This is a genomic window from Amycolatopsis sp. La24 (genome assembly GCF_029087445.1).
In the GTDB taxonomy this organism is placed as follows: domain Bacteria; phylum Actinomycetota; class Actinomycetes; order Mycobacteriales; family Pseudonocardiaceae; genus Amycolatopsis; species Amycolatopsis nivea.
In genome coordinates this window covers 26,848-51,466 of the sequence record NZ_JARACH010000046.1, presented here as the reverse complement: position 1 = coordinate 51,466, position 24,619 = coordinate 26,848, and the positions used below count along the sequence as shown (strand labels likewise).

The window sequence follows — 24,619 nt, the reverse complement described above, 5'->3', positions numbered from 1 at the left end:
GCCAGGAGTTGATGGTCCATGGTGGTGCGGAAGGAAATTCTGCCCGGGCCTCGCCTGCCCCGCACGGAACGGAACCGGTTCGCGGTCGACTGCGTCGTCGACAGCCTGCTGCGCTGCCTTCCGCTGGCCGAGCAAACCCGGCTGGGCGTCGTCGCGGCGAGCCGCGGCCGCACGTGCGACCGCGAGGCCCTCCTGATGGAGATCTCGTTGCGCACCAGGCGTTCCCCGCTCGCGGCGAGGTTCCTGGTGCGCGCGGTCTACTCCGCACTGGGGCAGACGTCGCCGGAGCTCGCGTCCCGGGTGCGCGCGGGCGTGAGCCCGGACGTGCTGGTCCTGCTGGGCGGGACGCGGCAGCCGAGCACGTGGTCGCGGGAAACCCCGCCCCGGTGCCACAGCGGATAAACCCTGCTCAGGCTCGAGTCTGGCCGCGGTCCGGTCCGCATCGCACCTGCCTCCCCCTCGGGGAGTTGCCGTTCCGGCAAGATCGCGTGCACTCCGGGCCCGGCTGCGGCGACGCTGGACGCACCCGACCCGAGGAGCCGACCGATGACCACCGACGCGACCCTGTTCTGGGACGAAGTGCACGCCGCCCGGCCGCCCGCGGCCCCGAAGCCGAACGCCCGGCTCGTGGAAACCGTCTCCGGCCTTCCCCCTGGCGCCGCGCTCGACCTGGGCTGCGGCAACGGCGGCGACGCCCGCTGGCTCGCCGGCCGCGGCTGGACCGTGACCGCCACCGACATCTCCGCCGTCGCCGTCAACCGCCTCTCCGGCCCGAGGATCACCGCGGTGCGGCACGACCTGCGGGTCAGCTTCCCGGCAGGCGAATTCGACCTCGTGACGGCGCACTATCTGCAGACCCCCTTCGAACTGGACCGGTCGGCGGTCCTGCGCACCGCCGCGCACGCACTGCGGCCGGGCGGCCGGTTGCTGGTCGTGGACCACGGCTCGATCGCGCCGTGGTCGTGGAACCAGGACCCGGACGCGCATTTCCCCAGCCCGGCCGAGATCGCCGAAGACCTCGCCCTCGACCCGGCGCGGTGGGCCGTCGAGCGCGCCGACTCCCCCACCCGCCTCGCGACCGGACCGAACGGCCAGACCGCCGAGGTCGTCGACCACGTCCTGCTGATCCGCCTGAACCCCTGAGGAGACCACTGTGGCCCGCCGTCGCGACACCCCGCCGCCCCGCACCGGAAGCAGCGAAACCGAAGTCCTGCGCGGATTTCTCGACTATCTCCGCACCTCAGTCGCCGCCAAGGTCGACGGCGCGCCGGAACCCGAAGCCCACACCGCCATGGTGCCGTCCGGGACGAATCTGGCCGGCCTGCTCAACCATCTGACCTTCGTGGAGCGGTCGCTGTTTCTCGGCGAAACCGTCAAGAGCTGGCCATCGACCTTTCGCACCAAGGACAACGTCGCCGACGTCGTCGCCCGCTATCGCGAAGCGGTCAAGCTCGCCAACGAAGTTCTCGACAGCTGCCCGGATCTCGCCGCCGCGCTGCCAGGTCGCGACGGTCCGAGCGTCCGCTGGGCGCTGACGCACATGATCGAGGAAACCGGACGGCACGCCGGGCACGCCGACATCCTGCGCGAGCTGATCGACGGCACGACCGGACGCTGAAAACCAGTGGCCCCGCCCCGGCGCGCCCGGCCATCATGGAAGGCATGACCACCGCACGCATGGCGAGCCCCGACCTGGGGCCCGTTCTCGTGCGCTGACACGACCAGCCCCGGCCGTCGCCGGGGTCTCTCCGCCGTCGTCCGAGGGCGGAGAGGGTTGTCCATGACCGACTTGATCACCACCGCGATCCCTTATGTCAACGCGGAACCGCATTTGGGGCACGCGCTCGAACTCGTGCAAGCCGACGTCCTTGCCCGGCACCGACGGTTGCGCGGCGCCAAAGTCCACCTGCTCACCGGCACCGATGACAACGCCCTCAAGAACGTCACCGCGGCAAAGGCGGCAGGCGTGCCGGTGCAGGAGTTCGTGAACCAAGGCGCCGCGCGATTCGCCGCGCTACAGGAACCGCTCGGGCTCGCCGTCGACGATTTCCTCCGCACCAGCACCGATCTCCGCCACCTCGACGGCGTCCGGCGCCTGTGGCAAGCCAGCGCCCAACGCGGCGACTTCTACCGCCGCGACTACACCGGCCGCTACTGCGTGGGCTGCGAACAGTTCTACGCGGACGGCGAACGCTGCCTGGAACACGAAACCCCGCCGGAAGTCGTCACCGAACAGAACTGGTTCTTCCGGCTTTCCCGCTATTCCGGAGAAATCCGGGACCTGCTGGAGTCCGGCCGCCTCCGGATCGAGCCCGCCGCCCGGCTCCGCGAGGTGCTGGGATTCGTGCGCTCCGGGTTGTCCGACCTCAGCGTGTCCCGGCCCGCCGCGCGCTCGGACGGCTGGGGCATCCCGGTGCCCGGCGACCCGGACCAGGTGATTTACGTCTGGTGGGACGCGCTCGCCAACTATCTCACCGCCGACCCGGCGCGCTGGGCCGAAGCGGCCGAACGCGTGCACGTGATCGGCAAAGGCATCCTGCGGTTCCACGCCGTGTACTGGCCCGCGCTGCTGCTCTCCGCGGGCGAACGACTGCCGGACACCATCTTCGTGCACGACTACCTGACCCTCGACGGCGCGAAGATCTCCAAGAGCGCGGGCAACACCGTCCGCCCGACGGACCTGATCGGCCAGTACGGCGCGGACGCCGTCCGCTGGTGGCTGCTGCGCGAGGTCGCCCCGCTCGGCGACACCGACTTCACCGAAGCACGGCTGATCGCGCGCGCCGACGACGAACTCGCGAACGGTCTCGGCAATCTCGTGCATCGCGTGCTCAGTCTGGCCCGCCGCACCGACCGGATCGCCCCGTCGAGTCCGCTAAGGACCGTGCACACGCTCGCCGACCGGATCGACTCGGCACTTGCCGCCTTCGACTTCCGCGCAGCCACTGGGGCTTTGGTCGAGGTAATCACCGACGCGAACCGGTACGTCGAACAGACCCGGCCCTGGACGTTGCACGGCACCGAACTGAAAGAGGCATTGGGGACCGTCGTAAGCACTTGCCGGGAACTGGCAACGGAACTCAGCCCGTTCCTCCCGGACGGGGCCGCCCGCCTGCGCGCCCAACTGGACCGCGGCGAACCGGCGCGCCTCTACCCCCGGTTACGGCAGCAAACGGGGCACTAGGCGGACGTAACAGACCATGCCGACCACCTCCACCAGCGTCTGCGTCACCACCACGACCGCCGCGACCGCGAACTCGTCCGGCAACGCCAGTGCCAGCGGAAGCACCACCAGCGAATTCCGCGTGGCCCCGGTGAAAACGATCGCGCGCCCGCCAGGAACGTCCAACCGGAACAGCCGCGCGACGCCCAGTCCGGCGAACGCCATCACCGCCAGGAAGACCACGTAGAACGGCACCACCGACGCGACCGGGCCGAGTCCGCCGTGGAGCTTCGGGGTTTGCGACGCGACCACCGTCGCCAGCGTCGCGGCCATCAACGGCACCATGGCGGACCCGGCCGCGTCGGCGAACCGGCGGCCGGTCGCGGCCCGGGCCGCCCAGGCCTGGGTAAGCCAGGCCAGCGCCAACGGGATCGCGATCAGCACGAGAAACGCTTCGAGAAACGGTCCGGCCCGCACGACTTGCGCCAGGTCCGCGCCGAGGAAGAGGAACAGGAATCCGGGCAGCAGGATCATCTGCGCCAGCAGCAGCAACGGCGTCGCCGCGAGCAAGCGGCGGCTGCTGCCTCCGGCAAGACCGCTGAAAACGATCACATAGTCCACGCACGGGGCCAGCAGCACGAGCAGCATGCCCAGCCGAAGCGCTTGTCCAGCCGGGAAGAAGGCGGACATCGCCGCGACGACCAGCGGCACCACCACGAAGTTCACCGCCAGGGCGGCGCCGAGGAACCGGCCGTCACGCAGGGAACGGCCCAATTCGGCGGCGGGCACCTGAAGAAATGTGACATACAGCAGCGCCGCCAGCACCGGGTTGATCGCCGGTTCCAGGCCCGGCCCGGCGGACGGGGCCAGCCAGCCGGCAAGTGCGCCGGCGGCGAGCGCGCCGAGGTAGATGACGACCTGGTGCCGTTCCATCCGCGACACCAGGCCTGACGACTGCGACAACGGGTGCGCTCCTCGGTCCGGCCTCGTGCGTGTCCATCCCGGTCCCATCGCGACAGACACTCACGACAGACACTCACGACAGTCCACTGAGGATAGCGTCGATGCCGAACCCGAACGCCTCGTCCGAATCCCCGCTGTGCGACGGATCCTCCTCGACGATCCCGGCGCGCACCAGCTCGGCGTGGTTCTGTTCCTCCGCGACGAACCCGAGTACATAGTGGACAACGGTGCGCGCCGCCCACTCCGCGCGCCGCTCGTCGTACTTCCCGGTGAACAGGCGGCGCAACGCGTGCGTGGGCACCAGCAGATCCGGCCGGTACGCCTGCACGAACGACACCACCTCGGCCCCGTCGCGGACCTGCAGCAGCGCCGAGCGGAAGTCCCCGGCCGCCTCGCGCGGGTCCTTCGCCACCCCGGGCAGCCCCTTCAGGATCCGCGCGGCGACGACGGCGAGCAGCTCCTGTTTGTTGGCGACGTGGTAGTACAGCGCGCCCGGCTGGACCCCCAGGTCGAGGGCCACCCGGCGCATCGACAAGCTGCTCAGCCCCGCTTCCCTCAGCAGCTCGTACGCCCGGTCGACGATCTGGTCTCGCGTCACCTTCACCCCTCTCATTCTGCCCGCCGCTTGCTTCCGGCCGATCGGCCGCCTAGGATTTGATAGGTGTTCAAAACCTTCGACGACCTGGCCGACCGGCAGCTGGCCGGCGGCGTACTCGACCGAACTGACGCCCGCGCGGTGCTGGAAGCGCCGGACGAGGACGTGCTCGGCCTGGTCGCGGCGGCCGGGCGGCTGCGGCGCGCGCACTTCGGCAACCGGGTCAAGGTCAACTACCTCGTCAACCTGAAATCGGGCCTGTGCCCCGAGGACTGCGGGTACTGCTCGCAGCGGCTCGGGTCGTCCGCGCAGATCCTCAAGTACTCGTGGCTGTCCGCCGAGGAAACGGCGCGCCAGGCCGGCGCGGGCATCCAGGGCGGCGCGTCGCGGGTCTGCCTGGTGGCGAGCGGGCGCGGGCCGAGCGACCGCGACGTCGATCGGGTCGCCCAGGCGGTCGAGGCGGTGAAGTCCGCACATTCCGACGTGGAAGTGTGCGCCTGCCTCGGGCTGCTCAAGGAGGGGCAGGCCGAGAAGCTGCGCGACGCCGGGGTCGACGCGTACAACCACAACCTGAACACGAGCGAGTCGCGGTACTCCGAGATCTGCACGACGCACGGGTACGACGACCGCGTCGACACCGTCGAAAAGGCCAAGTCCGCGGGGCTTTCCGCGTGTTCCGGCCTGATCGTCGGCATGGGCGAGACCGACGACGAACTGATCGACGCGATCTTCGCGCTGCGCGACATCGGCAGCGATTCGATCCCGGTCAACTTCCTGATGCCGTTCGAGGGCACACCGCTCGCCGGGACATGGGAACTGAGCCCGCTGCGCGCGCTGCGCATCCTCGCGCTGGCCCGGTTCGCTTGCCCGGCAACGGAAGTCCGGATGGCCGGCGGCCGCGAGATGCACCTGCGGTCGCTGCAGCCGCTCGCACTGCACGTGGTCAACTCGCTGTTCCTCGGCGACTACCTCACCAGCGAAGGCCAGGCCGCGAAGGCCGACCTGGAAATGATCGCCGACGCCGGCTTCGAGGTCCTCGGCGCGGGCGAGCAGCAGCAGGCCGCGCACGCGACCCCGGCGCTCCGCGAACGCGGAGCGGGCACCGCCGCCGCACCCAACGCGTGACCGCCATGGTGTCGATGCACGACTGGCTCACCGCCGCCGAACGGGACCGGCACGTCGCCGGTCTCGTCCGGCGGACCGACGATCGGCGGCACCCGCGAAAGTCCACATTGGACCTCGCGTCGAACGATTACCTGAGCCTCAGCACCGATCCGCGATTGCGCTCGGCCGCCGTCCAAGCCGTCGAGAAGTACGGCGTCGGCGCCGGCGCGTCCCGAGTCGTCACCGGCACCACACCGTGTCACACGGAACTGGAACGGGAACTGGCCAGCCTCACGGGGCAACCGGCCGCGCTCGGTTTTTCCAGTGGTTACACGGCAAACATCGGCGTGATCACCGCCCTCGGCTCGCCGGACACACTGCTGATCACCGACGCGCACATCCACGCCTCGCTGATCGACGGCGCGCGGCTGTCCCGCTCCCCCGTCGCGATCTGCCCGCACAACGACCTGGACGCCCTCGAGCGTTTGCTGCGGGACCGGTCGCAGGAACGGGCGATCGTGGTGGTCGAGTCGATCTATTCGGTGCTCGGCGATGCCACGGACCTCGTGCGCGCGGCGGCATTGTGCGCTGAATACGACGCTTTCCTGGTGGTCGACGAAGCACACGGCATCGGCGTCGCAGGCAACGGCCGGGGTGCGGTGTACGCGGCCGGTCTCGCAGGCGCGCCGCACGTCGCGGTCACCGCCACGCTGTCGAAAGCTCTGGGCGCACAGGGCGGTGCGGTTTTGGGATCACCGCTGCTGCGCGAACATCTGGTCAACACAGCGCGGACGTTCATCTTCGACACCGGCCTCGCCCCCGCCGCGGCAGCGAGCGCGGCGGAAGCGTGCCGGATCATCGCGGCGGAGCCTTCGCGGGTCGAGGATCTGCACCGCGCCGCGGCAGCGATCGCCGCCGCCGCAGGGGTTTCGCGCGCGCCGGGTGCGGTGCAGTCGATTCCCGCGGACTCTCCGGAGCAGGCTGTGGCTGCCGCGAATCAGCTGTATGAACGGGACATCGTCGTCGGCTGCTTCCGCCCGCCAAGCGTCCCGGACGGCATCTCCCGACTCCGGCTGGTCGCCCGTGCCGGGGTTGACCTGGACCGCGCCGAGGACGCTGCGCGACTGGCTGCCCAGTGGTCGCGTGCGGCGAGCATCGTCTGATCGCCGCCCGAATCCGGCTACTCGCCCCCGCCAGGACTGACCTGCACCGCACTCAGCGCACCCCGCGATTCCCCACTCACCACACCCCGCGCATCGTCCGACCGCTTCCGGAACACCGCGTCCACCGCCAGCGCCCCCGGCCCGGTGAAGGCCAGCAACAGGAACGCCCAGCAGAACATCGCCGCGGGTTCCCCGTGGTTCTGCAGCGGCAGCAAGCCGTCCGGCTGGTGGACGACGAAGTAGGCGTACGCCATCGAGCCGGACGCGAGCAGTGCCGCGATCCGGGTGCCGAGGCCGAACGCGACCAGGAGGCCGCAGCCGAGCTGGATCACCGCCGCGTACCAGGACGGCCACACGCCTGCCGCGACGGTTCCGCCTTTCGGGCCGCCGCCGAAGACGCCGAACAGCGCCGCCGCGCCGTGGGCCGCGAACAGCAGCCCGACGACGATCCGGAACAGGCCGAGCACGAACGGGACGGCCCGGTCGAGCGCACGCTCTGGCATGGGTCCTCCTCGGAGAGTCACTAAGGTTAGGCTTGCCATACCGTACGCATCGAGACCCCTCCCGTCCAGACGCTGTGCCGTTTAGATAAATCCGGCTGAACCGTTCTGGAGCCAGCCGCGTGTCGGAGAAAGGGCGACACCCACGCACCGCTGGAGGCTGGGATGACTGGCACAACCCCAAGAACTTTCGGACTGCTGACCGCGCTGGCCGCGGCAGGCCTGTTCGCCGCGGCATGCGGCGGCGGCAACAGCGGCGGGTCCACAGCCGCACCACCCGCCGCGCCGACGCATTTGACCGACAGCAAAGGCGACACGATCTACCTGTTCGCCGCGGACCACAACGGCCAGTCCGCCTGCGCCGCGAGCTGCGCGAGCTACTGGCCCCCGGTCGCCGCGGGCACCCCGCTCACCGGGCCGGCCCAGGGCAGCGTCGGCGCCATCACCCGGCCGGACGGGTCCAAGCAGGAAACGCTCGCCGGCCATCCGCTGTACCGGTACATCGGCGACAAGTCCGCCGGGCAGACCAACGGCCAGGGCCTGAACCTCAACGGCGGGCTCTGGTGGATGGTCACCTCGGACGGCACCGCGATCACCACGACCAGCTCCGCCCCGGCGGGCGGGTACGGCGGCGGCAGCTACTGAGCGGCGAAGTAACACCCTTCCGGGTAGGTGCTGTCTCAATTGGGTACCTCTGATCAGGGGAACTTGACCGAGCAGCCGAATAAGACCAAACTTCGCTAGTGATATAAGTACTCCCGTCGTCCCCGCATCGAAGGAGTTCGTCAGTGACCTCGTCGTTCGTCATCATCGGAGCCGGGCTGGCCGGAGCGAAGGCCGCGGAAGCGTTGCGCGACAAGGGATTCGACGGGAAGATCACCATCGTCGGCGACGAGCGGCACCTGCCCTACGAGCGTCCGCCGCTGTCGAAGGACTACCTCGCGGGCAACGCGGAGGCCGAGAGCTTCCAGGTGCACGACGCGGCGTGGTACGCCGAGAAGAAGGTCGACCTGCGCCAGGGCGTCAAGGCGACGGCGATCGACCGGGACCGGAAGCAGGTCGCGCTCGACGACGGCACCAGCCTCGGCTACGACAAGCTCCTGCTGGCCACCGGCGCGAGCCCGCGCGAGCTGCCGGACACCGCGGGGATCCACTACCTGCGCCGGATCGAGGACGCCGACCGGCTCAAGGAGCTGTTCGGCGCCGCCTCGAAGCTGGTGGTCGTCGGCGGCGGCTGGATCGGCCTCGAAGCGACCGCCGCCGCGCGCCAGGCCGGGGTGGAGGTCACCGTGGTCGAGGCACTCGAACTGCCGCTGATCACCGCGCTCGGCCGCGACGTCGCCCCGGTGTTCGCCGACCTGCACCGCGCGCACGGCGTCGACCTGCGGCTCGGCGTCCAGGTCGAGCACATCACCAACGGCGGCCAGGGCAAGCGGATCCGCCTCGGCGACGGCAGCGTCCTCGACGCGGACGCCGTACTGGCCGGGATCGGCGCGAAGCCGAACGTCGAACTGGCCGAGGCGGCCGGCCTCGACGTCGACAACGGCGTGGTCACCGACGCGAGCCTGCGCACGAGCGACCCGGACATCTTCGCCGCGGGCGACGTCGCGAACGCCTACCACCCGTTCCTGGGCAAGCACCTGCGCGTCGAGCACTGGGCGAACGCGCTCAACCAGCCCGCCGTGGCCGCGGCCGGGATGCTCGGCAAGGAGGAGTCGTACGACGAGCTGCCGTACTTCTTCACCGACCAGTACGACCTCGGCATGGAGTACCTGGGCACGATCGAGGGCCACGACCGCGTCGTGTTCCGCGGCGACGTGCCCGGGCGCGAGTTCATCGCCTTCTGGCTCAAGGACAACCGCGTCCTGGCCGGGATGAACGTCAACGTCTGGGACGTCACGGACCCGATCAAGGCGCTCATCCGCTCTGGCAAGGCAGTGGACCCGGACCGGCTGGCCGACCCCGAGGTCCCGCTGGAGGACCTCGCCTGAGTTCGCTGCTGACAGGCCGTTCCGGACTGGTTTCCGGAGCGGCCCGCTAGGCTTTCCCGCCGTGGCAACCGAAATCCTCTCCGCCGGATGGGACTCCGCGTACTACGTCGTGCACACCTCGGCGTTCGACGCGCATTTCCTCGTCGGCGGCGGCGAGAACCCCGACGAGGTGGACAACGTCGACGTCGAGGTCCGCTACCCCGACGGTTCCCGGTGGAGCGCGACGATGTTCACCCTCGACGAGGTGGACCGGATCATGCGCCGCTGGGAAAGCACCGGCGAGTGCGCGGGCGGCAGCTACTTCGCCGTTCCAGACGGGCTGATCGTCCGCGAACCCGGCGTGCGCAAGATGACCGCCGTGCTGATCGCGATGCACGACAGCGGCGAACTGAGATCTCATCTGCTGCGCTTGGCCGACTAGCCCCGGGGCAGCAACCCCTCCAACGCCAGCTCCAGGAACCGCCGCCAGTCCCCGCTCCCCGTGCGGACCACCGACGACAGACAGCCGACGAGCAGATACACGTCCCCCACCGTGCAATCCGCGCGGAGCACCCCCGCCGCCTGGTCCGCCACGATCGCCTGCGCCACCACGATTTCCAGCTCGGCCAAGGCGTCGCCACGCGGTTCGCTCCCCGCCGAACCGCGCGCAGTCTCGATGGCAGACGACAGCGCCCGGTCCCCGGACAGCACCTCGCCGACGTGCCGCAGATAGCGCTTGACGCCGGATTTCCCGTCGACGCACCGCTTCCGCGCGTACTCCGCGATCTCGGCGAACCGCTGCTCCGCCAACGCTTCCACGAGCGCCCGCCGGTCCGGGAAATTCCGGTACACCGTCCCGACACCCACCCCGGCCACCCGCGCGATCTCCGGCAACTGGACGTCGTCCTGCTCGGCGAGCAGCACACGGGCCGCCTCCAGGACCCGTGCCCGGTTGCGTTCCGCGTCCGCCCTCGGCTTGCGCTCCGTTGACAACCGACGCCCTCCTCCGGTTAATCTGGAAACGGACTCCGCTTCCGATTCGTCTGCGAGGATACCCCATGACGAAAGACCGCTTCCTGCTCCTGCAGCCCGGCGAGGCACGCCCGGGCCGGGTGCCGCTGCCGCCCGCATTCGCGGTGAAGGCGATGACCGGCGACACCGAGACCCGGTTCTCGCTGCTGGAGGTGACGCTGGCGCGCGACATCCCGCGGCACGTCCACCACGAGGCCGACGAATGCATTTACGTGCTCGAAGGGGAACTGGGCATCGACTTCGCCGACGAGACTCACGTCGCGGCGAAGGGGATGTTCGTGCTGCTGCCGCACGGGGTTCCGCATGCGCTGCGGGCGGTTTCGGATCCCGCGCCGCGGCTGCTGCAGATCTCCTCGCCGGGCGGGTGGGAGCACTACCTCGAGGACCTGTTCGAGGCCGGTCCGGCAGTGCTGACGGACGGCGCGGTGGACCCGGTGAAGATCAATCCGGTGGCGGCGCGGTATTCGATCACCTACGAGGAATGAGGGTCAGTTCTGCGGCACCGGCCAGACCGCTGCGAGATGACAGTGTTCCGGGCACGCGAGCAGGTACACCGCGTTGCCGAGAAACAGCACATAGGAATCTCCATAGGAATCGTGGCGCTGGTCCGCTCGGCCGGGCCGCCTCGCGAATTCGGTGCACTCCGGAATCTCGCACAAGAACGCCATCTCGGCACCGCACGCGCAGACGTGCCGTTGCGGACCCTGAAGCCAGCACGGCAGCCCGCCGACTTTGAACTCCATCCGGCCGGTGCTCCGTTCGGTGAACCCTTCGCGCGGGACAGGCCTCCACACGGTTTCCATCTCGTACTCCGGAGAACGCGCCGGGGTGATCCAGCACGTGCGGATTTTCCCAGTAGCACTCCGGAAGCTGCTCCGGATCTCCGGGCAGGCAGGCCGCGTCGTTGTGCACCGGGCACTGGAACACGAGCAGGTGGTCGCCGCCGAACCGCGGGATGTCCGGCGGGACGTCCAGCTGGAAGAACAACGCCATCCGCTCGCCGCAATAGCACTCCGGCCAGTCCTCGCCCTCGGGCAGGATCGGCCTGCCGCCGAAGGTGTTCCGCGAACCGGGGCGCGCCCGAAGGTATGGGTTTTCCACCAGATACATCGGAAGGTCGGGTCGGCGGACCTCGGGCGACGGTTCGAAGGCAGTCACCGGATCAGCCTAGGGCGGCCCGGAATTCCCGTCCGGCGTTCCGCCGAAAAGCCCGGCAAAGAGCGGGCACCGCCGTGAAGTCCGGTGCCCGCTCGTGCCGGTCACGCCGTCCGCAACCGCCGCCACTCCCACGTGGCCAAGCCGGCGAACAGCACCGTCGCCACGCAGGCGACCGCCGTCAGCAGCCACTCGGTTTCCCCGCCTCCGCCGTCCGGAGACGCACCGGTCGTGCGTTCGATCCAGTCCGGAACCGTGAGCGTCAGCACCAACGCGACCGCGCTGAGCACCGCGAGCGCGGCCTCCGCCGCGATCCGGAACTTCTGTGCAGTGTTCATGACACCCTCCCTGCTCTCAGTACTTCGCCGCGTTGAGACGGGTCCGCCAGGTGTTGCCCGCTCCGGCGTATTCGCCGTAGCTCCACACGGTCCGGGAATCCGACGGGTCCCGGCCGATGCCGAAGTAGTCGCCCCATCTGCCGCCGGTGTAGGCGCTCTGCCCGGCGATCACCGACGCGCTGCCCTGCAACGTTCCCGGCGGATCGGTGGCGAGGCGACCGGTCTGGCGGAAGTGGCCGTACTCGTCGGCGGCGGACCGGCCGAACGCCACGTGGGCGTTGCGGGAAATGTCGGTCTGGATCACCGGGAAGAAATAGTGCCTGCCCGGCGCGCCGAAGGCGCCCTGTTGCGTGATCGCGTGGCTGGGCACGTCGATCTCGTACCACTGCACCACTGACCGGGCTTCGGTGTCGCCCCGCCAGCTGTACGCGGACGTGTGCGTCGTCCACAACCGCTGGGTCCGGCCCGCCGCCTGGAAGACCGCGTTGAGCAGCCGGGTGTCGTTCGTGGCGATTCTCGTTGTCCCGCCGTCCTTTTGCACCGCGCCGGGCGGCAGGTTGTAGCTGCGGCACGGTACGGCGGTCGCGGCCAGCGTCGGCGCGCCGCCGGACCACAGGCCCAGCGGGTTCGACAGCGTCCACAGCGTCAGGCTCGACCCCGACGGGAACAGCGAGTTGACCAGGTAGGCGCGCGGATTCCCGCCCACGCCTTGGAAATGGCAGGCCGGCTGGACGGAGAACGCGGCGCTCCCGTCCGGGTTCTTCAGGCCCCAGAAGTCCCACCAACGGATCGTGTGGCCGCCGCCGGACCCGCCGCCGTACAGCTCCGCCTTGTTGAAGATCCGCAGTTTCGCGTAGGCGAATCCGCCGCCGAACGCGAATTGGTTGGTGGACACGTAAATCGCCTGGCTGTCGAAGCCCAGCATCGGGTAGTCCGACCAGTTGCCGGTCGCGGTGGCCCCGTTCGCGGTCGCGTCGGTGCTCCAGATCCAGTACGCGCCCGCGGGGTCGGCGGTCTGCGAGACGCCGAGCATGATCCACGATCCCTGCGGGTTCGCGCGCCGGGCCGCGATGCAGACGATCCAGCGGCCGCTGTAGTGGTCGTAGGCCAGTTTCGGGTCGAACAGCTGCGCCCCGGCGGGCAGCACCGGGTTGAACATCGCGGTGAAATTGGCCCACCGGAACTGTTGCAGCCCGGTCTTGTCGTAGCCGACCAGGTCCACGTTGACCGCGGCCATGACCTGCTTCGGGCCGACCGCGACCGTGCAGTCCGGCGGCCGGAACGCGGTCTGCGAAATCCCCTCGAAACTCGCCGACGCCGCCGGCGCGAGCCCCTCGACGATCTCGTCCTCCGGCGGGTTCTCCTCCGACAGTTCCGCCGCCGCTTCCTCGTCCAGCTGCGCGTCGAGCGCGTCCCCCGGGGCCAGCGCCTCCGCGCCGTGCTCGCGCGCGCCGGTCTTCAGCCGGTCGTACTCCTCGACCGGAACCGGGAACCGTTGCGCGAACAACGGCGACCGTTCCGGGGACAGCGGTTCGGCGAGCAGTTCGCCGACCGTCAGATCCGCCATTTCCCGCGACGCGCCCCCGGCCGTTTCCCCTGCCTGGCCTTCGAGCACCTGTGCTTCAGGCATCACGGTGATCACCCTCTTCCTCAGCGGCCTCGTCGCCGGCCCGTGCCGGGGCGTCGGCCTCCTCCTCCCGATCGCGGTGCCGCTCGGCGGCCGCCTTCAGCCGTTCCAGCTCGGCGGCCGGGACTGGCATCCCGATCGGAATCTCGTACCCCGCTTCCGGTTCGGCGGGCGCGTTTTCGCCCGCCGGGCCGCTTTCCGCGCCCTCTGCGCGTCCGGCCCCGGACCGCGGCCCTTCCGGTTCGCTCATCGTTCACTCCCGGGAATTCCGCCCGAAAAGATCAATTCCGGCGAGGTTCACGAAAAAGGTCGCACCAGACCCGGCGACGGATACGGGACGCCGCGACCTTCAGCCGAACGGCGCAGCGGAAATCGATTTCAGCATTTTTTCCCCGATTCGCCCGGAAGGCGCATAAAAACCGACCGGAAACAGTTCCGAAGAACCTTTCCAGCCATCCGGAGCCGCCCGTCCGGACTCGCCTCGAACGCCCGAATGCTGGCGGATCAAGCATCCCCGGCCCGTTCGCCCGGCTTGCGCCGCGTTTTCGGATCATCCCCTCAGCGCCCAGAACGCACGTCCACCTTGCGTATTTTGCCGTCCGGCAAGTTGAGCACCCGGTTAATTCTTCACGCATTCCTTCGAAGGTAGGTAGTGCGCTTGCCCGGAATCGGCGGACGCTGGCGCGACCGTGCTCCAGGGAGGAGATTTCCCATGTCCCGACTTGCCCGTTTCGCCGCGCCTGCCGTCATTCTGGCCGGTTCGCTCGCTTTGGCCGCACCCGCCGCGCACGCCGCCGTTCCGCACACTCTCGCCGCTGCCTGCTCGCAGTCCTATCTTCCGCTGCCCGACCCGGCCTGCACGCCCGGCGCGACCAACCCGGACGTCACCCAGGACACCATCGGCGACACGATTTGCGTCCCCGGCTGGACCGCGACCATCCGCCCGCCGACGACCTACACCAACAAGCTCAAGAAGCAGGGCATCATCGACTACGGCTATTCCGACACCTCGCTCAGCTCGTACGAGGAGGACCACTTCCTGCCGCTCGAACTGGGCGGCGCGCCGAAGGACCCGAAGAACCTCTGGCCCGAGCCGCACGACGGCGACCAGAACTCCTACAGCAAGGATTCCGTCGAGAACGCGGTGAAGAAGGCGGTCTGCTCCGGGAAAGCCACCCTCGCCGACGCGCAGCACGCGATGCTCGCCAACTGGACCACCGCCGAGTCCGTGCTCGGCATCGACTGAGCGGGCGTGAAGGGCTCCTTGACGGAATCTGGTTCCTTCAAGGAGCCCTTCACGGACTTCTGCCGAACGCGGCGGCCTAGGGCGAGCCTTCGGCGGGCCGCGAAAGCACGGCCAGCCGCGGACGTCGCGTCTCCCCGAGCCCCGGTCCCGGACGATGGGCCCGGCACACCGTGCACACCACCGCGTGGCTGACCGGCGTCCCGTCCTCCTGCACCAGCCTGCCCACGTGCACCGCCTCGCGCCCGCACTGTCCACAGGGGACGGTCGCGCTCTCCGGGTCCACCAGCAGCCTGCTCATCTCGTGCTCCCTCCGACGTGCTCCGGCGAAAGCGTCCGGTTACCCGGGGTCTTCCGGGGCAAACCGGACGCCTCCGCCGTTCCGGTTTGACCTGACCGGGAACGGGTAAGCCGTCGGTCAGGCGGAAGGGAGCAGGCGATGCCCGCGCACCGGCAGCCGGATCCCCACCGGGCGCTGCGTTCGATGGAACGCGAGCTGCTCGCCACCGACGCGCTGTGGATGCGGCGCGCCTTCGGGCAGGCGGCGTGGCCGCTGCGCCGGGCTTGGCCGGTGGCGTGCTGGGCGCTGACCGCGGTCGCGGCCGCCCTGGTCGTCTGCGGGATCGTCTTTCCGCCGGAGGTGCCGCTCGCGCTGCTCGGCTTCGTGCTGGGGGCGATCGCGGTGTGCGGGCACGTCGCCCGCCAGGAGTGTCTGCGTCCGCCGAGCCGCCGGACTCCCGGTCCGGGGAAAGGATTTCCATGCCGCCCGTCGTAGTCGTGACCGGGGCCAGCGCCGGAGTGGGCCGGGCTGTCGCCCGAGCGTATGGCAGCCGCGGCGCGAAGGTCGCTTTGCTGGCGCGGGGCGAGAAGGGGCTCGTCGCCGCGGCGGAGGACGTCCGGGAAGCCGGGGGCACGCCGCTGGAACTGCCGACGGACGTCGCCGATTTCGCCCAGGTCGACGCCGCCGCCACCCGCGCCGAGGAGGAGCTCGGACCGATCGACGTCTGGGTCAACGTCGCGTTCAGCTCGGTGTTCGCCCGCTTCGCCGACGTCAAACCGGACGAATACCGCCGGGTCACCGAGGTGACCTACCTCGGTTTCGTGCACGGCACGATGGCCGCTCTCGCGCGGATGAAACCGCGGGACGCGGGCACGATCGTCCAGGTCGGCTCGGCGCTCGCGTATCGCGGGATCCCGCTGCAGAGCGCATATTGCGGGGCCAAGCACGCCATTCAGGGCTTCAATGAGGCGCTGCGCTGCGAACTTCTCCACGAGCACAGCGGAATCCGGACGACCATGGTGCAACTGCCCGCGGTCAACACGCCGCAGTTCACCTGGCTGCTGTCGCGGCTGCCCGAACACGCCCAGCCGGTCCCGCCGATCTACCAGCCCGAACTCGCCGCCCGCGCGGTGCTGCACGCGGCCGATCACCCGCGCCGCCGCGAGTACTGGGTCGGCACGAGCACCGCCGCGACGCTGCTGGCCAACGCCGTCGCGCCCGGCCTGCTCGACCGGTACCTCGCCCGCACCGGCTTCGGCGCGCAGCAAACCGGTCAGCTGCAACGGCCGAGCCAGCCCGCGAACCTGTGGGAGCCCGCGGACGGCCCGCGCGGGTTCGACTACGGCGCGCACGGGGAGTTCGACCAGCAGGCGAAGACGCGAGACGTCCAGCCCGTGCTGAGCCGCCATCACGGTGCGGTCGCCGCCGGGCTGACCGCCGCCGTAGTCGGTGCCGGAGAACTGCTGCGCCGCACCGCGAAGAAGCGAAATCGGCCCGCAGCCCGCGTAGCCGCTGGTCTGGCCACTGTCCGGCAAACGCTCCGGCGCGCCGCGAAGAAGGGTCGCCGGTGAGACCGTTCCGGGACCGCGCCGACGCGGGCGCCCGGCTCGCCGCCGCCTTGGCCTGCCGGGAATGGGCGGACCCGGTGGTCTTCGGGCTCGCCCGCGGCGGGCTTCCGGTCGCCGCGCCCGTCGCCGAAGAACTGGACGCGCCGCTGGAGCTGCTCGTCACCCGCAAAATCAGCGCACCGGGACAACCGGAACTCGGCCTCGGCGCCGTAGCGGCGGACGGGCCGCCGTTCTTCGACCGCGCCGGGCTCCGGGCGCTCGGGCTCACGCCGGAGGACATCGCCGGCGAGGTCGACCACGCCCGTACCGAGGCCCGCGACCAGGTCCGCCGCTACTTGGGCAGCCGCGCCCCGCGCTCGCCGGCGGGACACGACGTCGTGGCGGTCGACGACGGCGTGGCCACCGGCGGGACCGCGATCGCGGCGCTGCGGGCCCTCCGGTCGCACGCACCGCTGCGGCTGGTCTTCGCCGCTCCCGTCGGCGCGCCGCCCGCGCTGGACAAGCTCTCCCGCGAAGCGGACGAGGTGGTCTGCCTGCGGGAGCCGGAGGAATTCCGCGCGGTCGGCGAGTTCTATGCGGACTTCAGCCCCACCAGCGACGAGGAAGTCCTCGCCCTGGTGCCGCAGTGATCAGCTGAACGCGGACAGCAGCCAGAACATCAGCGCGGCGACCCCCGCCGCCGCCGGGAACGTCAGCACCCAGCCGAGCACGATGTCGCGCGCGATCCCCCACCGCACCGCCGAAAGCCGCCGCGTCGCGCCGACGCCCATCACCGCCGCCGTGATCACGTGCGTGGTCGAAATCGGCGCCTTCACCGCGAACGCGGTCAAGTACAGCACCGAAGCCCCGACCGATTCCGCCACGAACCCGTGCGGCGGGTCGAGCGGGAAGACGCGGCGGCCGAGCGTCCGCATGATGCGCATGCCGCCCGAGCAGGTGCCGAGCGACAGCGCGCCGGCGCACACCAGCGTCACCCACAGGGGCACCGCGAATGTGTCCTGTTTGCCCGCCGCGATCAGCGCCAGGACGAGCACGCCCATGCCCTTTTGCGCGTCCTGCAACCCGTGTCCGAGCGCGAGAGCCGAGGCCGACACGATCTGCATCCGCCGGAACACCCGGCCGCTGCGGTGCGGGTTCGCCCGGCGCAGCAGCCAGAGCACCGCCACCATCGCCGCGTAGCCGAGCACCAGCCCGAGCAGCGGCGACGCGACCATCGGCACGAGCACTTTCTCCACGATGCCGGTCCAGTGCACGGTGCTCGCCGCGGCCAGCGCGGCCCCGACCATCCCGCCGATCAGCGAATGCGACGACGAGGACGGCAGCCCGAAATACCAGGTCACGAGGTTCCACGCGATCGCGCCGACCAGCGCGGCGAGCACCACGGTCAGCGCGCCCGGGCCGGGCGGGACGTCGATGATGCCCTTCGCGACGGTGGCGGCGATCCCGGTCGACAGCAGCGCTCCGGCCAGGTTCATCACCGCGGCCAGCACGAGCGCGGTGCGCAGCGGGAGCGCCCTGGTCGAGACCGCGCTGGCGATCGCGTTGGCCGCGTCGTGGAAACCGTTGGTGTAGTCGAAGAAGACCGTCAGCACCACGACGGCGACCAGCGCGGCGGTGCTGTCCACTCAGGACTCCTTGACCGCGATGGTCTGCACCACGTCCGCGACGTGCTCGAAGCCGTCGGCCGCCAGTTCGAACTGCTCGACGACCTCCTTCGCCTTGAGCACCTCGAGCGCGTCGGCTCCCGGCTGGAAGAGGTCGGCGAGCATCCGCCGGTAGGTGTGGTCCGCCTCGTTCTCCAGCGCGTTGATCTCGATCCAGTACGGCGACAGCTCGCCGACCTTCGAGAGCCCCGGCATGGATTCGGCGGTCAGCTCCGCCGCGCGGCACAGCACGCGCAGCATTCCGTCGGTGCCCGGCGGGAACTTCTCGAGCCGGTACAGGACCGCGAGGTCGGCGGCGGTGTCCACAAAGTCCAGCACGTCGTCGATCCGGGCGGCCAGCGCCTGGATGTCCTCGCGGTCGAACGGCGTGACGAACGTGCTGTTCAGCTCGACCATGATGGTGTGCGTCAGGTCGTCGCCCGCGTGTTCGACCTCGTGCAGCCGGGCCGCGATCGCCTCCCGGTCGGGCGGCGACGCCTCGGTGAGGTCCCGCAGGAGCGCGGTGGCGGTGACGAGGTTCGCGGCCGCGTCCGCGAGCAGCTGGAAGAACTGGCTTCCGCGAGGTTTTATGCGCATCGGAGCAAAAGCTACCCCGTAACCCCTTCGCTCACACCGGCGCGGTGTGCCGCGCGCCCGGATTGGGTACCCGCCGGGCATCAGGAAGGAAGGAGCGCCGATGCGTCCGGTGTGGCAGGGTGCGCTGTCGTTCGGGCTGGTGAACGTCCCGGTGCGGATGTACAAGGCGGTCGAGGACCATGCCGTGCACTTCACGCAGTTCCAGCGCGGGACCCGGGACCGCATCCGCTACCGGCGGGTGAACGAGCGGACCGGCGACGAGGTGTCCTACGACGACATCGTCCGCGGCCGGGAGGTCGGCGACGACGAGTACGTGCTGGTCGAGCAGGAGGAACTCGACGAGATCGCGCCGGGCCGGTCGAGGTCGCTCGAGGTGGAGAGCTTCGTGGACCTCGAGGAGGTCGACCCGCTGTTCTTCGACCGCGCGTACTGGCTCGCGCCTGCCAAGGAGGAAGCGCAGCGCCCGTACGTGCTGCTGCTCGACGCACTGTCCAGCCGGGACAAGGCGGCCGTCGCGAAGTTCGTCTTCCACGGCCGCGAACACCTCGCGCTCGCCCGCGCCGGCGACGGCGTGATCGTGCTCAACACGCTGCATTACGCCGCCGAGGTGCGCAACGCGGACGACGTGCCGCAGCTGCCCGCCAAGGCCAAGACGAACCAGAAGGAACTGGACCTCGCGGTCAAGCTGATCGACGCGATGACCGAGCCGTGGAAGCCCGACGAGTTCCGCGACACCTACCGCGAGCGGGTGGAGGAGCTGATCGAGGCCAAACGGGCCGGGAACACCGTCACGCCCGCCGCCGAGCCGGAGCAGCCGACGAAGGTGGTCGACCTCATGGAGGCCCTGGCGAAGAGCGTGCGCGGCAGCCGCAAGCAGCGCACGCCGGATCTGTCCGAGCTGTCCAAAACGGAGCTGCAGAAGCTCGCGAAGGAACGCGACGTCAAGGGGCGTTCGAAGATGTCCCGCGCCGACCTGGAGGCTGCGCTGAAGGCCTCCTGACCAGTGAGAGGACCGTGAGGGCGTCCCTGGTCGCGGAGTCCCCAAGCCGGAGGCTTAAGCCGCGTCGATCGAGCCCGGCTCACTGTCCACAAGAAACCCGCGACTCGCCGAAATGCCCCATGCCAGGGACTTAAGGCGACCCTGCGGGTGCATGGGGAGCGCGTCCGCCCGAGCCGAGAAGACCGGGCCGACTGCCAGCAGACGGGCCCGTCGGGCGGAAACGCGGTGTGCGGTCTGTGAGGGACCCCTTGAGGGAATCTGATTCCCTCAAGGGGTCCCTCACAGACCCATAGAACCGGTCAGACGGGTATTAATCGGGCATTTCGGCGGGGATGGCGTCCTGTGTGGACAGTCCGCGGGCCGAGACCGCCCGGCTTAAGTCCCTGGCATGGGAATCTGATTCCCTCAGGGTTCCCCTCACGACACTCAAACCGCGTGTCCCATGGCCGACGTCTCAGTGCAGCGCCCGAGCCAGCTGCGGAATCCGCCCGCCGGCCAGCAGCACGTCCACCTGCCGCGGCGACAGCTGGTGGCGTGCCCGGTACTCCTCGTCCCGGGTCTGGTTCCGCACCGTGAACTCCCCCGTCTCGGCCAGCCGGTGCAGGCCGGACACCGACAGCACGTCGTCGCGCTCGATCTTCTCGCTGTCCTCCGGGTCGGCGAACTCCAGCGGCAGCACCCCGAAGTTGACCAGGTTCTGCCAGTGGATCCGGGCGAACGACCGGGCCAGCACCACGCGCAAACCCAGGTACCGGGCGGTGATCGCGGCGTGCTCGCGCGACGAGCCCTGGCCGTAGTTCTCCCCCGCGACCACGAAATGCTCCAGACTGTCGGCCGCACGCTTCGGGTAGTCCTCGTCGATCCGGGTGAAGGTGAACTCGGCCAGCTTCGGGATGTTCGAGCGGTAGGGCAGCGCGCGGGCTCCGGCGGGCGAGATTTCGTCGGTCGACACGTCGTCCCCGGCCTTCAGCAGGACCGGGCCCTCGAGCTCGTCCGGCAGCGGGTCGAAGTCCGGCAAGCCGGCGACATTCGGGCCCTTCACCAGCTCCTCCCGCAGTGCCTCCTCCTCGGGCAGCGGAGCGGCGAAGACGCGCGGGTCGGCTGCCGAACGGGCTGGTCCGGCGACGCGCGGGTGCGCCAGGTGGTGGGCGGTCGCGTAGTCGCGCGGATCAGTCAGCACGCCGGTCAGCGCCGACACCGCCGCGGTCTCCGGCGAGCACAGCCAGACCGAGTCGTCGGCAGTTCCGGACCGGCCGGGGAAGTTCCGCGGGAAGGTGCGCAGCGAGTTCGTGCCGGGCGCGGGCGCCTGGCCCATTCCGATGCAGCCGAGGCAGCCCGCCTGGTGCACGCGGGCCCCGGCCGCGACGAGGTCGGTGAGGTGTCCGCTGCGGGCGAGTTCGACAAGGATCTGCCGCGAGGTCGGGTTGACGTCGAAGCTCACCGAATCGGCCGTCTGCCTCCCCCGGACGGTGGCCGCGGCGACCGCGAAGTCCCGGAATCCGGGGTTGGCGGAGGAACCGATCACGACCTGCCCCACCGGCGTCCCCGACACCTCGCGCACCGGCACCACGTTGCCCGGCGACGACGGCTTCGCCACCAATGGCTCCACTGTGGACAGATCGATCACGTCTTCGATGTCGTAGGAGGCGTCGCGTCCGGCGCGCAGGTCGCGGAAGTCGTGTTCGCGCCCCTCCGCCCGCAGGAACGCGCGGATCGCTTCGTCGGCCGGGAACACCGACGCGGTCGCGCCCAGCTCGGCGCCCATGTTGGCGATCACGTGCCGGTCCATCGCGCTCAGGCAGGCCAGCCCCGGGCCGTGGTACTCGATGATCCGGTGCCGTCCGCCGCTCACGCCGTGCCGCCGCAGCATCTCCAGCACGACGTCCTTCGCCGACACCCACGGCGGCAGCTCGTTCTCCAGCCGGACGCCCCAGATCTCCGGCATCCGCAGGTAGAGCGGCTCCCCGGCGATGGCCAGCGCCACTTCGAGGCCGCCGACGCCGACGGCGAGCATGCCCAGCGCGCCCGCCGCACAGGTGTGCGAATCGGACCCGGCGAGGCTCTTGCCGGGCACGCCGAACCGCTCCATGTGCGTCGGGTGCGAAACGCCGTTGCCCGGTTTGGAGAACCACAGCCCGAACCGGCGGCAGGCGGAACGCAGGTAAGCGTGGTCCTCGGCGTTCTTCTCGTCCGCCTGCAGCAGGTTGTGGTCGACGTACTGGACGCTCAGCTCGGTTCGCGCGCGGTCGAGCCCGAGCGCCTCGAGCTCCTGCATCACGAGCGTGCCCGTGGCGTCCTGGGTCAGCGTCTGATCGACCCGCAGGCCGATTTCGGTCCCTGGTTCGAGCCGGCCGGCGACCAGGTGCTCGGCCAGCAGCCGCCCGGCGAGAGTCTGTTCGCGTCCCACTCGCGAGCGGGTACCCGTTTCCGGCGCGGCGAACCGCGATGTTTCCGTCCCGGCCGCGCGGGCAATCCGGGGATCAAGAACGGCGGAAGGAGACTGGGATGCCGCAGCAGGCTTGGAGCTCGAAACGGGAACGGCAGTACCAGCACATCGAGGAGTCGCAGGAGGACCGCGGCGCCAGCAAGAAGCGCGCGAAGGAGATCGCCGCCCGCACGGTGAACAAGAACCGGGCGCAGTCGGGCGAATCGGACCGTGCGAGCAAGTCCTCGGTGCGCGACAAATCGCCGCAGAAGCGCGGCGGGCATCGTTCCGGCAAGCGGCTCGGCCCCGGGGGCCCGACGCGCGACCAGCTGTACAACGAGGCCAAGAAACGCAATATCCACGGCCGGTCGACGATGACCAAGAAGGAACTGGCGAAGGCGCTCGGCCGGGACTGAATCCGCCGCGATGAACCAGCGCCCGATCGAAGACTATGCCCTGCTCGGCGACCTGCACACCGCGGCGTTGGTGTCGCGGGAAGGTGCGGTCGAGTGGCTGTGCCTGCCGCGGTTCGACTCCCCCGCGTGCTTCGCCGCGCTGCTGCACGACGAAAGCGCGGGGGTGTGGCAGCTCGGACCCGCGGACGGCGGGCCGGCCACCCGCCGAGGTTACGTCGGCGACTCCCTGGTCCTCGCCAGCGAATGGGAAACCGCCGACGGCACCGTGCGCGTGGTCGACTTCATGCCGCCGCGCGACGGAGCGGCCGACCTCGTCCGGATCGTCGAAGGCGTGCGCGGCCGGGTCCCGATGCGGACCTGCCTGCGGCCGCGGTTCGACTACGGGTCGGTGCGGCCGTGGGTCCGGCACGTCGACGGACGATTCGACGCGGTCGCGGGCCCCGACGCGGTCCGGCTGACCACGCCGGTCGAAGTGTCCACCGAGGGTTTCGCCGAATTCACCGTCGCCGAGGGCGACCGTGTGCCGTTCGTGCTGACCTACCACGCCTCCTACCAGGAACGCCCCGATCCGGCTGACGCCGAGAAAGCGCTGGCGCACACCGAACGCTTCTGGGCGGACTGGATCGGCCGCTGCCGGTACGACGGCCGGTGGCCTTCCGCGGTGCGCCGTGCGCTGATCACCCTCAAGGCGCTCACCTACGAACCGACGGGCGGCATTCTCGCCGCGCCGACGACCTCGCTGCCGGAACAACTCGGCGGCGAACGCAACTGGGACTACCGCTACTGCTGGCTGCGCGACGCCACCTTCACCCTGCAAGCGCTCGTCGGCACCGGCTATCCGGACGAAGCGAAAGCCTGGCGCGAATGGCTCGTCCGCGCCGCGGCCGGCGATCCGGCCGACCTCCAAGTCCTTTACGGACTCGACGGTTCCCGCCGCGTTCCGGAGTCCACATTGGACTGGCTCGACGGATACGCCGGTTCCACCCCGGTGCGGATCGGCAACGCCGCGGCGGGCCAGGTCCAGCTCGATGTGTGGGGCGAAGCGCTCGACGGCCTGCATCTCGTCCGCGAAGCCGGACTTCCGGTGATACATCCGGCATGGGATCTGCAACGCGGATTGCTCGATTTCCTCGAAGGCCATTGGGACCAGCCCGACCGGAGCCTGTGGGAGGTCCGCGGCGAACCGCAGCATTTCGTGCATTCCAAGGTGATGGCGTGGGCTGGCGTCGACCGGGCCGTCCGGACGGTGGAATGCCACGATCTCGACGGACCGGTCGACCGCTGGCGCGCGCTGCGCGACCGCATTCACGAGGAAGTCTGCCGGAAGGGTTTCGACACCGACCGCAACACTTTCACCCAGTTCTACGGCTCGCACGGCCTGGACGCCGCGTTGCTGCTCATCCCCCGCGTCGGCTTCCTCCCCGGAAGCGACCCGAGGGTGCGCGGAACCGTCGACGCGGTGCGGAAAGAACTGTCACGCGACGGTTTCGTCCACCGTTTCGACCCGAATGCCGACTCCGGCCCCGGCGATTTGAGCGGCGGCGAGGGCGCTTTCCTGCCGTGCAGTTTCTGGCTCGCCGACGCGTTGCACGGAACCGGCCGCACTGAGGAAGCCGTCGAGGTTTTCGAGCAGATGCTGTCCGTCCGCAACGACGTCGGCCTGTTGAGCGAGGAATACGACATGAGCGCCGGACGGCAGCTCGGGAACATGCCGCAGGCCTTCAGCATGGTCGGGCTCGTCAACACCGCGCGCCACCTCGACGGAGCGGAAACCACGACAAACGCGACAGGCCACGAACAGGGGCTGCGACACGACGTGTAACGCCCCCGACCTCCG

The 24,619-nt window shown here is 70.1% G+C and carries 29 protein-coding genes; 17 read left to right on the top strand and 12 right to left on the bottom strand.

Annotation, left to right across the window (positions count from 1 at the left end; translation table 11 throughout):
- Window positions 1-18 precede the first annotated feature (18 nt).
- From PUT80_RS32745 to PUT80_RS32730, 4 genes are all read left to right on the top strand, one after another.
- Window positions 19-402, top strand: coding sequence for a DUF2267 domain-containing protein (locus PUT80_RS32745; protein ID WP_037813225.1), 384 nt, complete (start codon window positions 19-21; stop codon window positions 400-402).
- A gap of 144 nt (window positions 403-546) precedes the next feature.
- Window positions 547-1,143 carry a class I SAM-dependent methyltransferase gene (locus PUT80_RS32740; protein WP_275294479.1) on the top strand — a complete coding sequence of 199 codons (597 nt, stop codon included), beginning with the start codon at window positions 547-549 and terminating at the stop codon, window positions 1,141-1,143.
- A 10-nt stretch (window positions 1,144-1,153) separates the two neighbouring features.
- The gene (locus tag PUT80_RS32735; protein ID WP_275294478.1) at window positions 1,154-1,618 is read left to right on the top strand and encodes a DinB family protein; all 465 of its coding nucleotides are present in this window, start codon (window positions 1,154-1,156) and stop codon (window positions 1,616-1,618) included.
- Between the two features lie 162 nt (window positions 1,619-1,780).
- Window positions 1,781-3,184 (top strand): methionine--tRNA ligase, encoded by a 1,404-nt coding sequence (locus tag PUT80_RS32730; RefSeq protein WP_275294477.1) that lies wholly within the window; start codon window positions 1,781-1,783, stop codon window positions 3,182-3,184.
- On the opposite strand, the gene PUT80_RS32725 is transcribed toward PUT80_RS32730, so the two are convergent.
- Together PUT80_RS32725 and PUT80_RS32720 are read right to left on the bottom strand one after the other, a co-directional pair.
- Window positions 3,161-4,096 carry a bile acid:sodium symporter gene (locus PUT80_RS32725; RefSeq protein ID WP_275294494.1) on the bottom strand — a complete coding sequence of 312 codons (936 nt, stop codon included), beginning with the start codon at window positions 4,094-4,096 and terminating at the stop codon, window positions 3,161-3,163. The two genes, PUT80_RS32730 and PUT80_RS32725, sit on opposite strands and share 24 nt — an antisense overlap.
- Window positions 4,097-4,199: 103 nt before the next feature.
- Window positions 4,200-4,739, bottom strand: a complete 540-nt coding sequence (locus tag PUT80_RS32720; RefSeq protein ID WP_078870473.1) for a TetR family transcriptional regulator — start codon at window positions 4,737-4,739, stop codon at window positions 4,200-4,202.
- Window positions 4,740-4,808: 69 nt separating this feature from the next.
- Here PUT80_RS32720 and bioB point away from each other — a divergent pair, with 69 nt between their 5' ends.
- Entirely contained in the window at window positions 4,809-5,846 is a 1,038-nt protein-coding gene (bioB, locus tag PUT80_RS32715) for a biotin synthase BioB (protein WP_235146718.1), read from the top strand.
- Window positions 5,847-5,851: 5 nt separating this feature from the next.
- Window positions 5,852-6,988 carry an 8-amino-7-oxononanoate synthase gene (locus PUT80_RS32710; RefSeq protein WP_275294493.1) on the top strand — a complete coding sequence of 379 codons (1,137 nt, stop codon included), beginning with the start codon at window positions 5,852-5,854 and terminating at the stop codon, window positions 6,986-6,988.
- A gap of 17 nt (window positions 6,989-7,005) precedes the next feature.
- On the opposite strand, the gene PUT80_RS32705 is transcribed toward PUT80_RS32710, so the two are convergent.
- Window positions 7,006-7,491: a DoxX family protein gene (locus tag PUT80_RS32705; protein WP_275294476.1), complete on the bottom strand. Its 486-nt coding sequence runs from the start codon at window positions 7,489-7,491 to the stop codon at window positions 7,006-7,008.
- A gap of 162 nt (window positions 7,492-7,653) precedes the next feature.
- Between PUT80_RS32705 and PUT80_RS32700 the strand changes: the two genes are divergently transcribed.
- The 3 genes from PUT80_RS32700 to PUT80_RS32690 all read left to right on the top strand — a co-directional run bounded on the left by PUT80_RS32700 (window position 7,654) and on the right by PUT80_RS32690 (window position 9,900).
- Complete coding sequence (locus tag PUT80_RS32700; RefSeq protein ID WP_275294475.1) at window positions 7,654-8,133, top strand: hypothetical protein; 480 nt, start codon at window positions 7,654-7,656, stop codon at window positions 8,131-8,133.
- A gap of 143 nt (window positions 8,134-8,276) precedes the next feature.
- A complete protein-coding gene (locus PUT80_RS32695; RefSeq protein ID WP_275294474.1) occupies window positions 8,277-9,479 on the top strand; it encodes an FAD-dependent oxidoreductase in 1,203 nt (400 codons plus the stop codon).
- A gap of 61 nt (window positions 9,480-9,540) precedes the next feature.
- Window positions 9,541-9,900, top strand: a complete 360-nt coding sequence (locus PUT80_RS32690; protein WP_275294473.1) for a hypothetical protein — start codon at window positions 9,541-9,543, stop codon at window positions 9,898-9,900.
- On the opposite strand, the gene PUT80_RS32685 is transcribed toward PUT80_RS32690, so the two are convergent.
- A complete protein-coding gene (locus PUT80_RS32685) occupies window positions 9,897-10,451 on the bottom strand; it encodes a TetR/AcrR family transcriptional regulator (RefSeq protein ID WP_275294472.1) in 555 nt (184 codons plus the stop codon). The genes PUT80_RS32690 and PUT80_RS32685 overlap by 4 nt on opposite strands.
- 65 nt (window positions 10,452-10,516) lie before the next feature.
- Between PUT80_RS32685 and PUT80_RS32680 the strand changes: the two genes are divergently transcribed.
- Window positions 10,517-10,975, top strand: coding sequence for a cupin domain-containing protein (locus PUT80_RS32680; protein ID WP_037813245.1), 459 nt, complete (start codon window positions 10,517-10,519; stop codon window positions 10,973-10,975).
- Window positions 10,976-10,978: 3 nt separating this feature from the next.
- Here the strand turns inward: PUT80_RS32680 and PUT80_RS32675 are convergent, their stop codons facing one another.
- The 4 genes from PUT80_RS32675 to PUT80_RS32660 all read right to left on the bottom strand — a co-directional run bounded on the left by PUT80_RS32675 (window position 10,979) and on the right by PUT80_RS32660 (window position 13,860).
- Window positions 10,979-11,233: a hypothetical protein gene (locus PUT80_RS32675; protein ID WP_199817666.1), complete on the bottom strand. Its 255-nt coding sequence runs from the start codon at window positions 11,231-11,233 to the stop codon at window positions 10,979-10,981.
- A 516-nt stretch (window positions 11,234-11,749) separates the two neighbouring features.
- Window positions 11,750-11,983, bottom strand: a complete 234-nt coding sequence (locus PUT80_RS32670) for a hypothetical protein (protein WP_238606996.1) — start codon at window positions 11,981-11,983, stop codon at window positions 11,750-11,752.
- 16 nt (window positions 11,984-11,999) lie between these two features.
- Window positions 12,000-13,613: a hypothetical protein gene (locus tag PUT80_RS32665; RefSeq protein WP_238606997.1), complete on the bottom strand. Its 1,614-nt coding sequence runs from the start codon at window positions 13,611-13,613 to the stop codon at window positions 12,000-12,002.
- Window positions 13,606-13,860: a hypothetical protein gene (locus tag PUT80_RS32660; protein ID WP_037813251.1), complete on the bottom strand. Its 255-nt coding sequence runs from the start codon at window positions 13,858-13,860 to the stop codon at window positions 13,606-13,608. The genes PUT80_RS32665 and PUT80_RS32660 overlap by 8 nt, the downstream gene beginning before the upstream one ends.
- A gap of 462 nt (window positions 13,861-14,322) precedes the next feature.
- Here PUT80_RS32660 and PUT80_RS32655 point away from each other — a divergent pair, with 462 nt between their 5' ends.
- On the top strand, window positions 14,323-14,856 hold the full coding sequence (locus PUT80_RS32655; RefSeq protein ID WP_275294471.1) for a hypothetical protein: 534 nt from the start codon (window positions 14,323-14,325) through the stop codon (window positions 14,854-14,856).
- Between the two features lie 76 nt (window positions 14,857-14,932).
- On the opposite strand, the gene PUT80_RS32650 is transcribed toward PUT80_RS32655, so the two are convergent.
- Complete coding sequence (locus PUT80_RS32650; RefSeq protein ID WP_275294470.1) at window positions 14,933-15,154, bottom strand: hypothetical protein; 222 nt, start codon at window positions 15,152-15,154, stop codon at window positions 14,933-14,935.
- A 138-nt stretch (window positions 15,155-15,292) separates the two neighbouring features.
- Between PUT80_RS32650 and PUT80_RS32645 the strand changes: the two genes are divergently transcribed.
- Genes PUT80_RS32645 through PUT80_RS32635 form a run of 3 tightly spaced genes read left to right on the top strand, consistent with a single transcriptional unit; the run spans window position 15,293 to window position 17,330 of the window.
- Window positions 15,293-15,628, top strand: coding sequence for a DUF3040 domain-containing protein (locus tag PUT80_RS32645; protein WP_275294469.1), 336 nt, complete (start codon window positions 15,293-15,295; stop codon window positions 15,626-15,628).
- Window positions 15,613-16,704: an SDR family oxidoreductase gene (locus PUT80_RS32640; RefSeq protein WP_275294468.1), complete on the top strand. Its 1,092-nt coding sequence runs from the start codon at window positions 15,613-15,615 to the stop codon at window positions 16,702-16,704. Before PUT80_RS32645 ends, PUT80_RS32640 begins: the two co-directional genes overlap by 16 nt.
- Window positions 16,701-17,330: a phosphoribosyltransferase family protein gene (locus PUT80_RS32635; protein WP_275294467.1), complete on the top strand. Its 630-nt coding sequence runs from the start codon at window positions 16,701-16,703 to the stop codon at window positions 17,328-17,330. The genes PUT80_RS32640 and PUT80_RS32635 overlap by 4 nt, the downstream gene beginning before the upstream one ends.
- Here PUT80_RS32635 and PUT80_RS32630 read toward each other — a convergent pair whose 3' ends face one another.
- Together PUT80_RS32630 and PUT80_RS32625 are read right to left on the bottom strand one after the other, a co-directional pair.
- Entirely contained in the window at window positions 17,331-18,326 is a 996-nt protein-coding gene (locus tag PUT80_RS32630; protein ID WP_037813265.1) for an inorganic phosphate transporter, read from the bottom strand.
- Window positions 18,327-18,941, bottom strand: coding sequence for a DUF47 family protein (locus PUT80_RS32625; protein WP_134734498.1), 615 nt, complete (start codon window positions 18,939-18,941; stop codon window positions 18,327-18,329). It lies immediately after the preceding gene.
- A 100-nt stretch (window positions 18,942-19,041) separates the two neighbouring features.
- Here PUT80_RS32625 and PUT80_RS32620 point away from each other — a divergent pair, with 100 nt between their 5' ends.
- Window positions 19,042-19,941 (top strand): Ku protein, encoded by a 900-nt coding sequence (locus PUT80_RS32620; protein ID WP_037813271.1) that lies wholly within the window; start codon window positions 19,042-19,044, stop codon window positions 19,939-19,941.
- 454 nt (window positions 19,942-20,395) lie between these two features.
- Here PUT80_RS32620 and PUT80_RS32615 read toward each other — a convergent pair whose 3' ends face one another.
- The gene (locus tag PUT80_RS32615) at window positions 20,396-22,348 is read right to left on the bottom strand and encodes an aconitate hydratase (protein WP_275294466.1); all 1,953 of its coding nucleotides are present in this window, start codon (window positions 22,346-22,348) and stop codon (window positions 20,396-20,398) included.
- Window positions 22,349-22,446: 98 nt separating this feature from the next.
- Between PUT80_RS32615 and PUT80_RS32610 the strand changes: the two genes are divergently transcribed.
- Both PUT80_RS32610 and PUT80_RS32605 read left to right on the top strand, forming a co-directional pair.
- Window positions 22,447-22,782, top strand: coding sequence for a hypothetical protein (locus PUT80_RS32610; RefSeq protein WP_037813276.1), 336 nt, complete (start codon window positions 22,447-22,449; stop codon window positions 22,780-22,782).
- A gap of 10 nt (window positions 22,783-22,792) precedes the next feature.
- Window positions 22,793-24,604 carry a glycoside hydrolase family 15 protein gene (locus tag PUT80_RS32605; RefSeq protein ID WP_275294465.1) on the top strand — a complete coding sequence of 604 codons (1,812 nt, stop codon included), beginning with the start codon at window positions 22,793-22,795 and terminating at the stop codon, window positions 24,602-24,604.
- The last annotated feature ends 15 nt before the right edge of the window (window positions 24,605-24,619 follow it).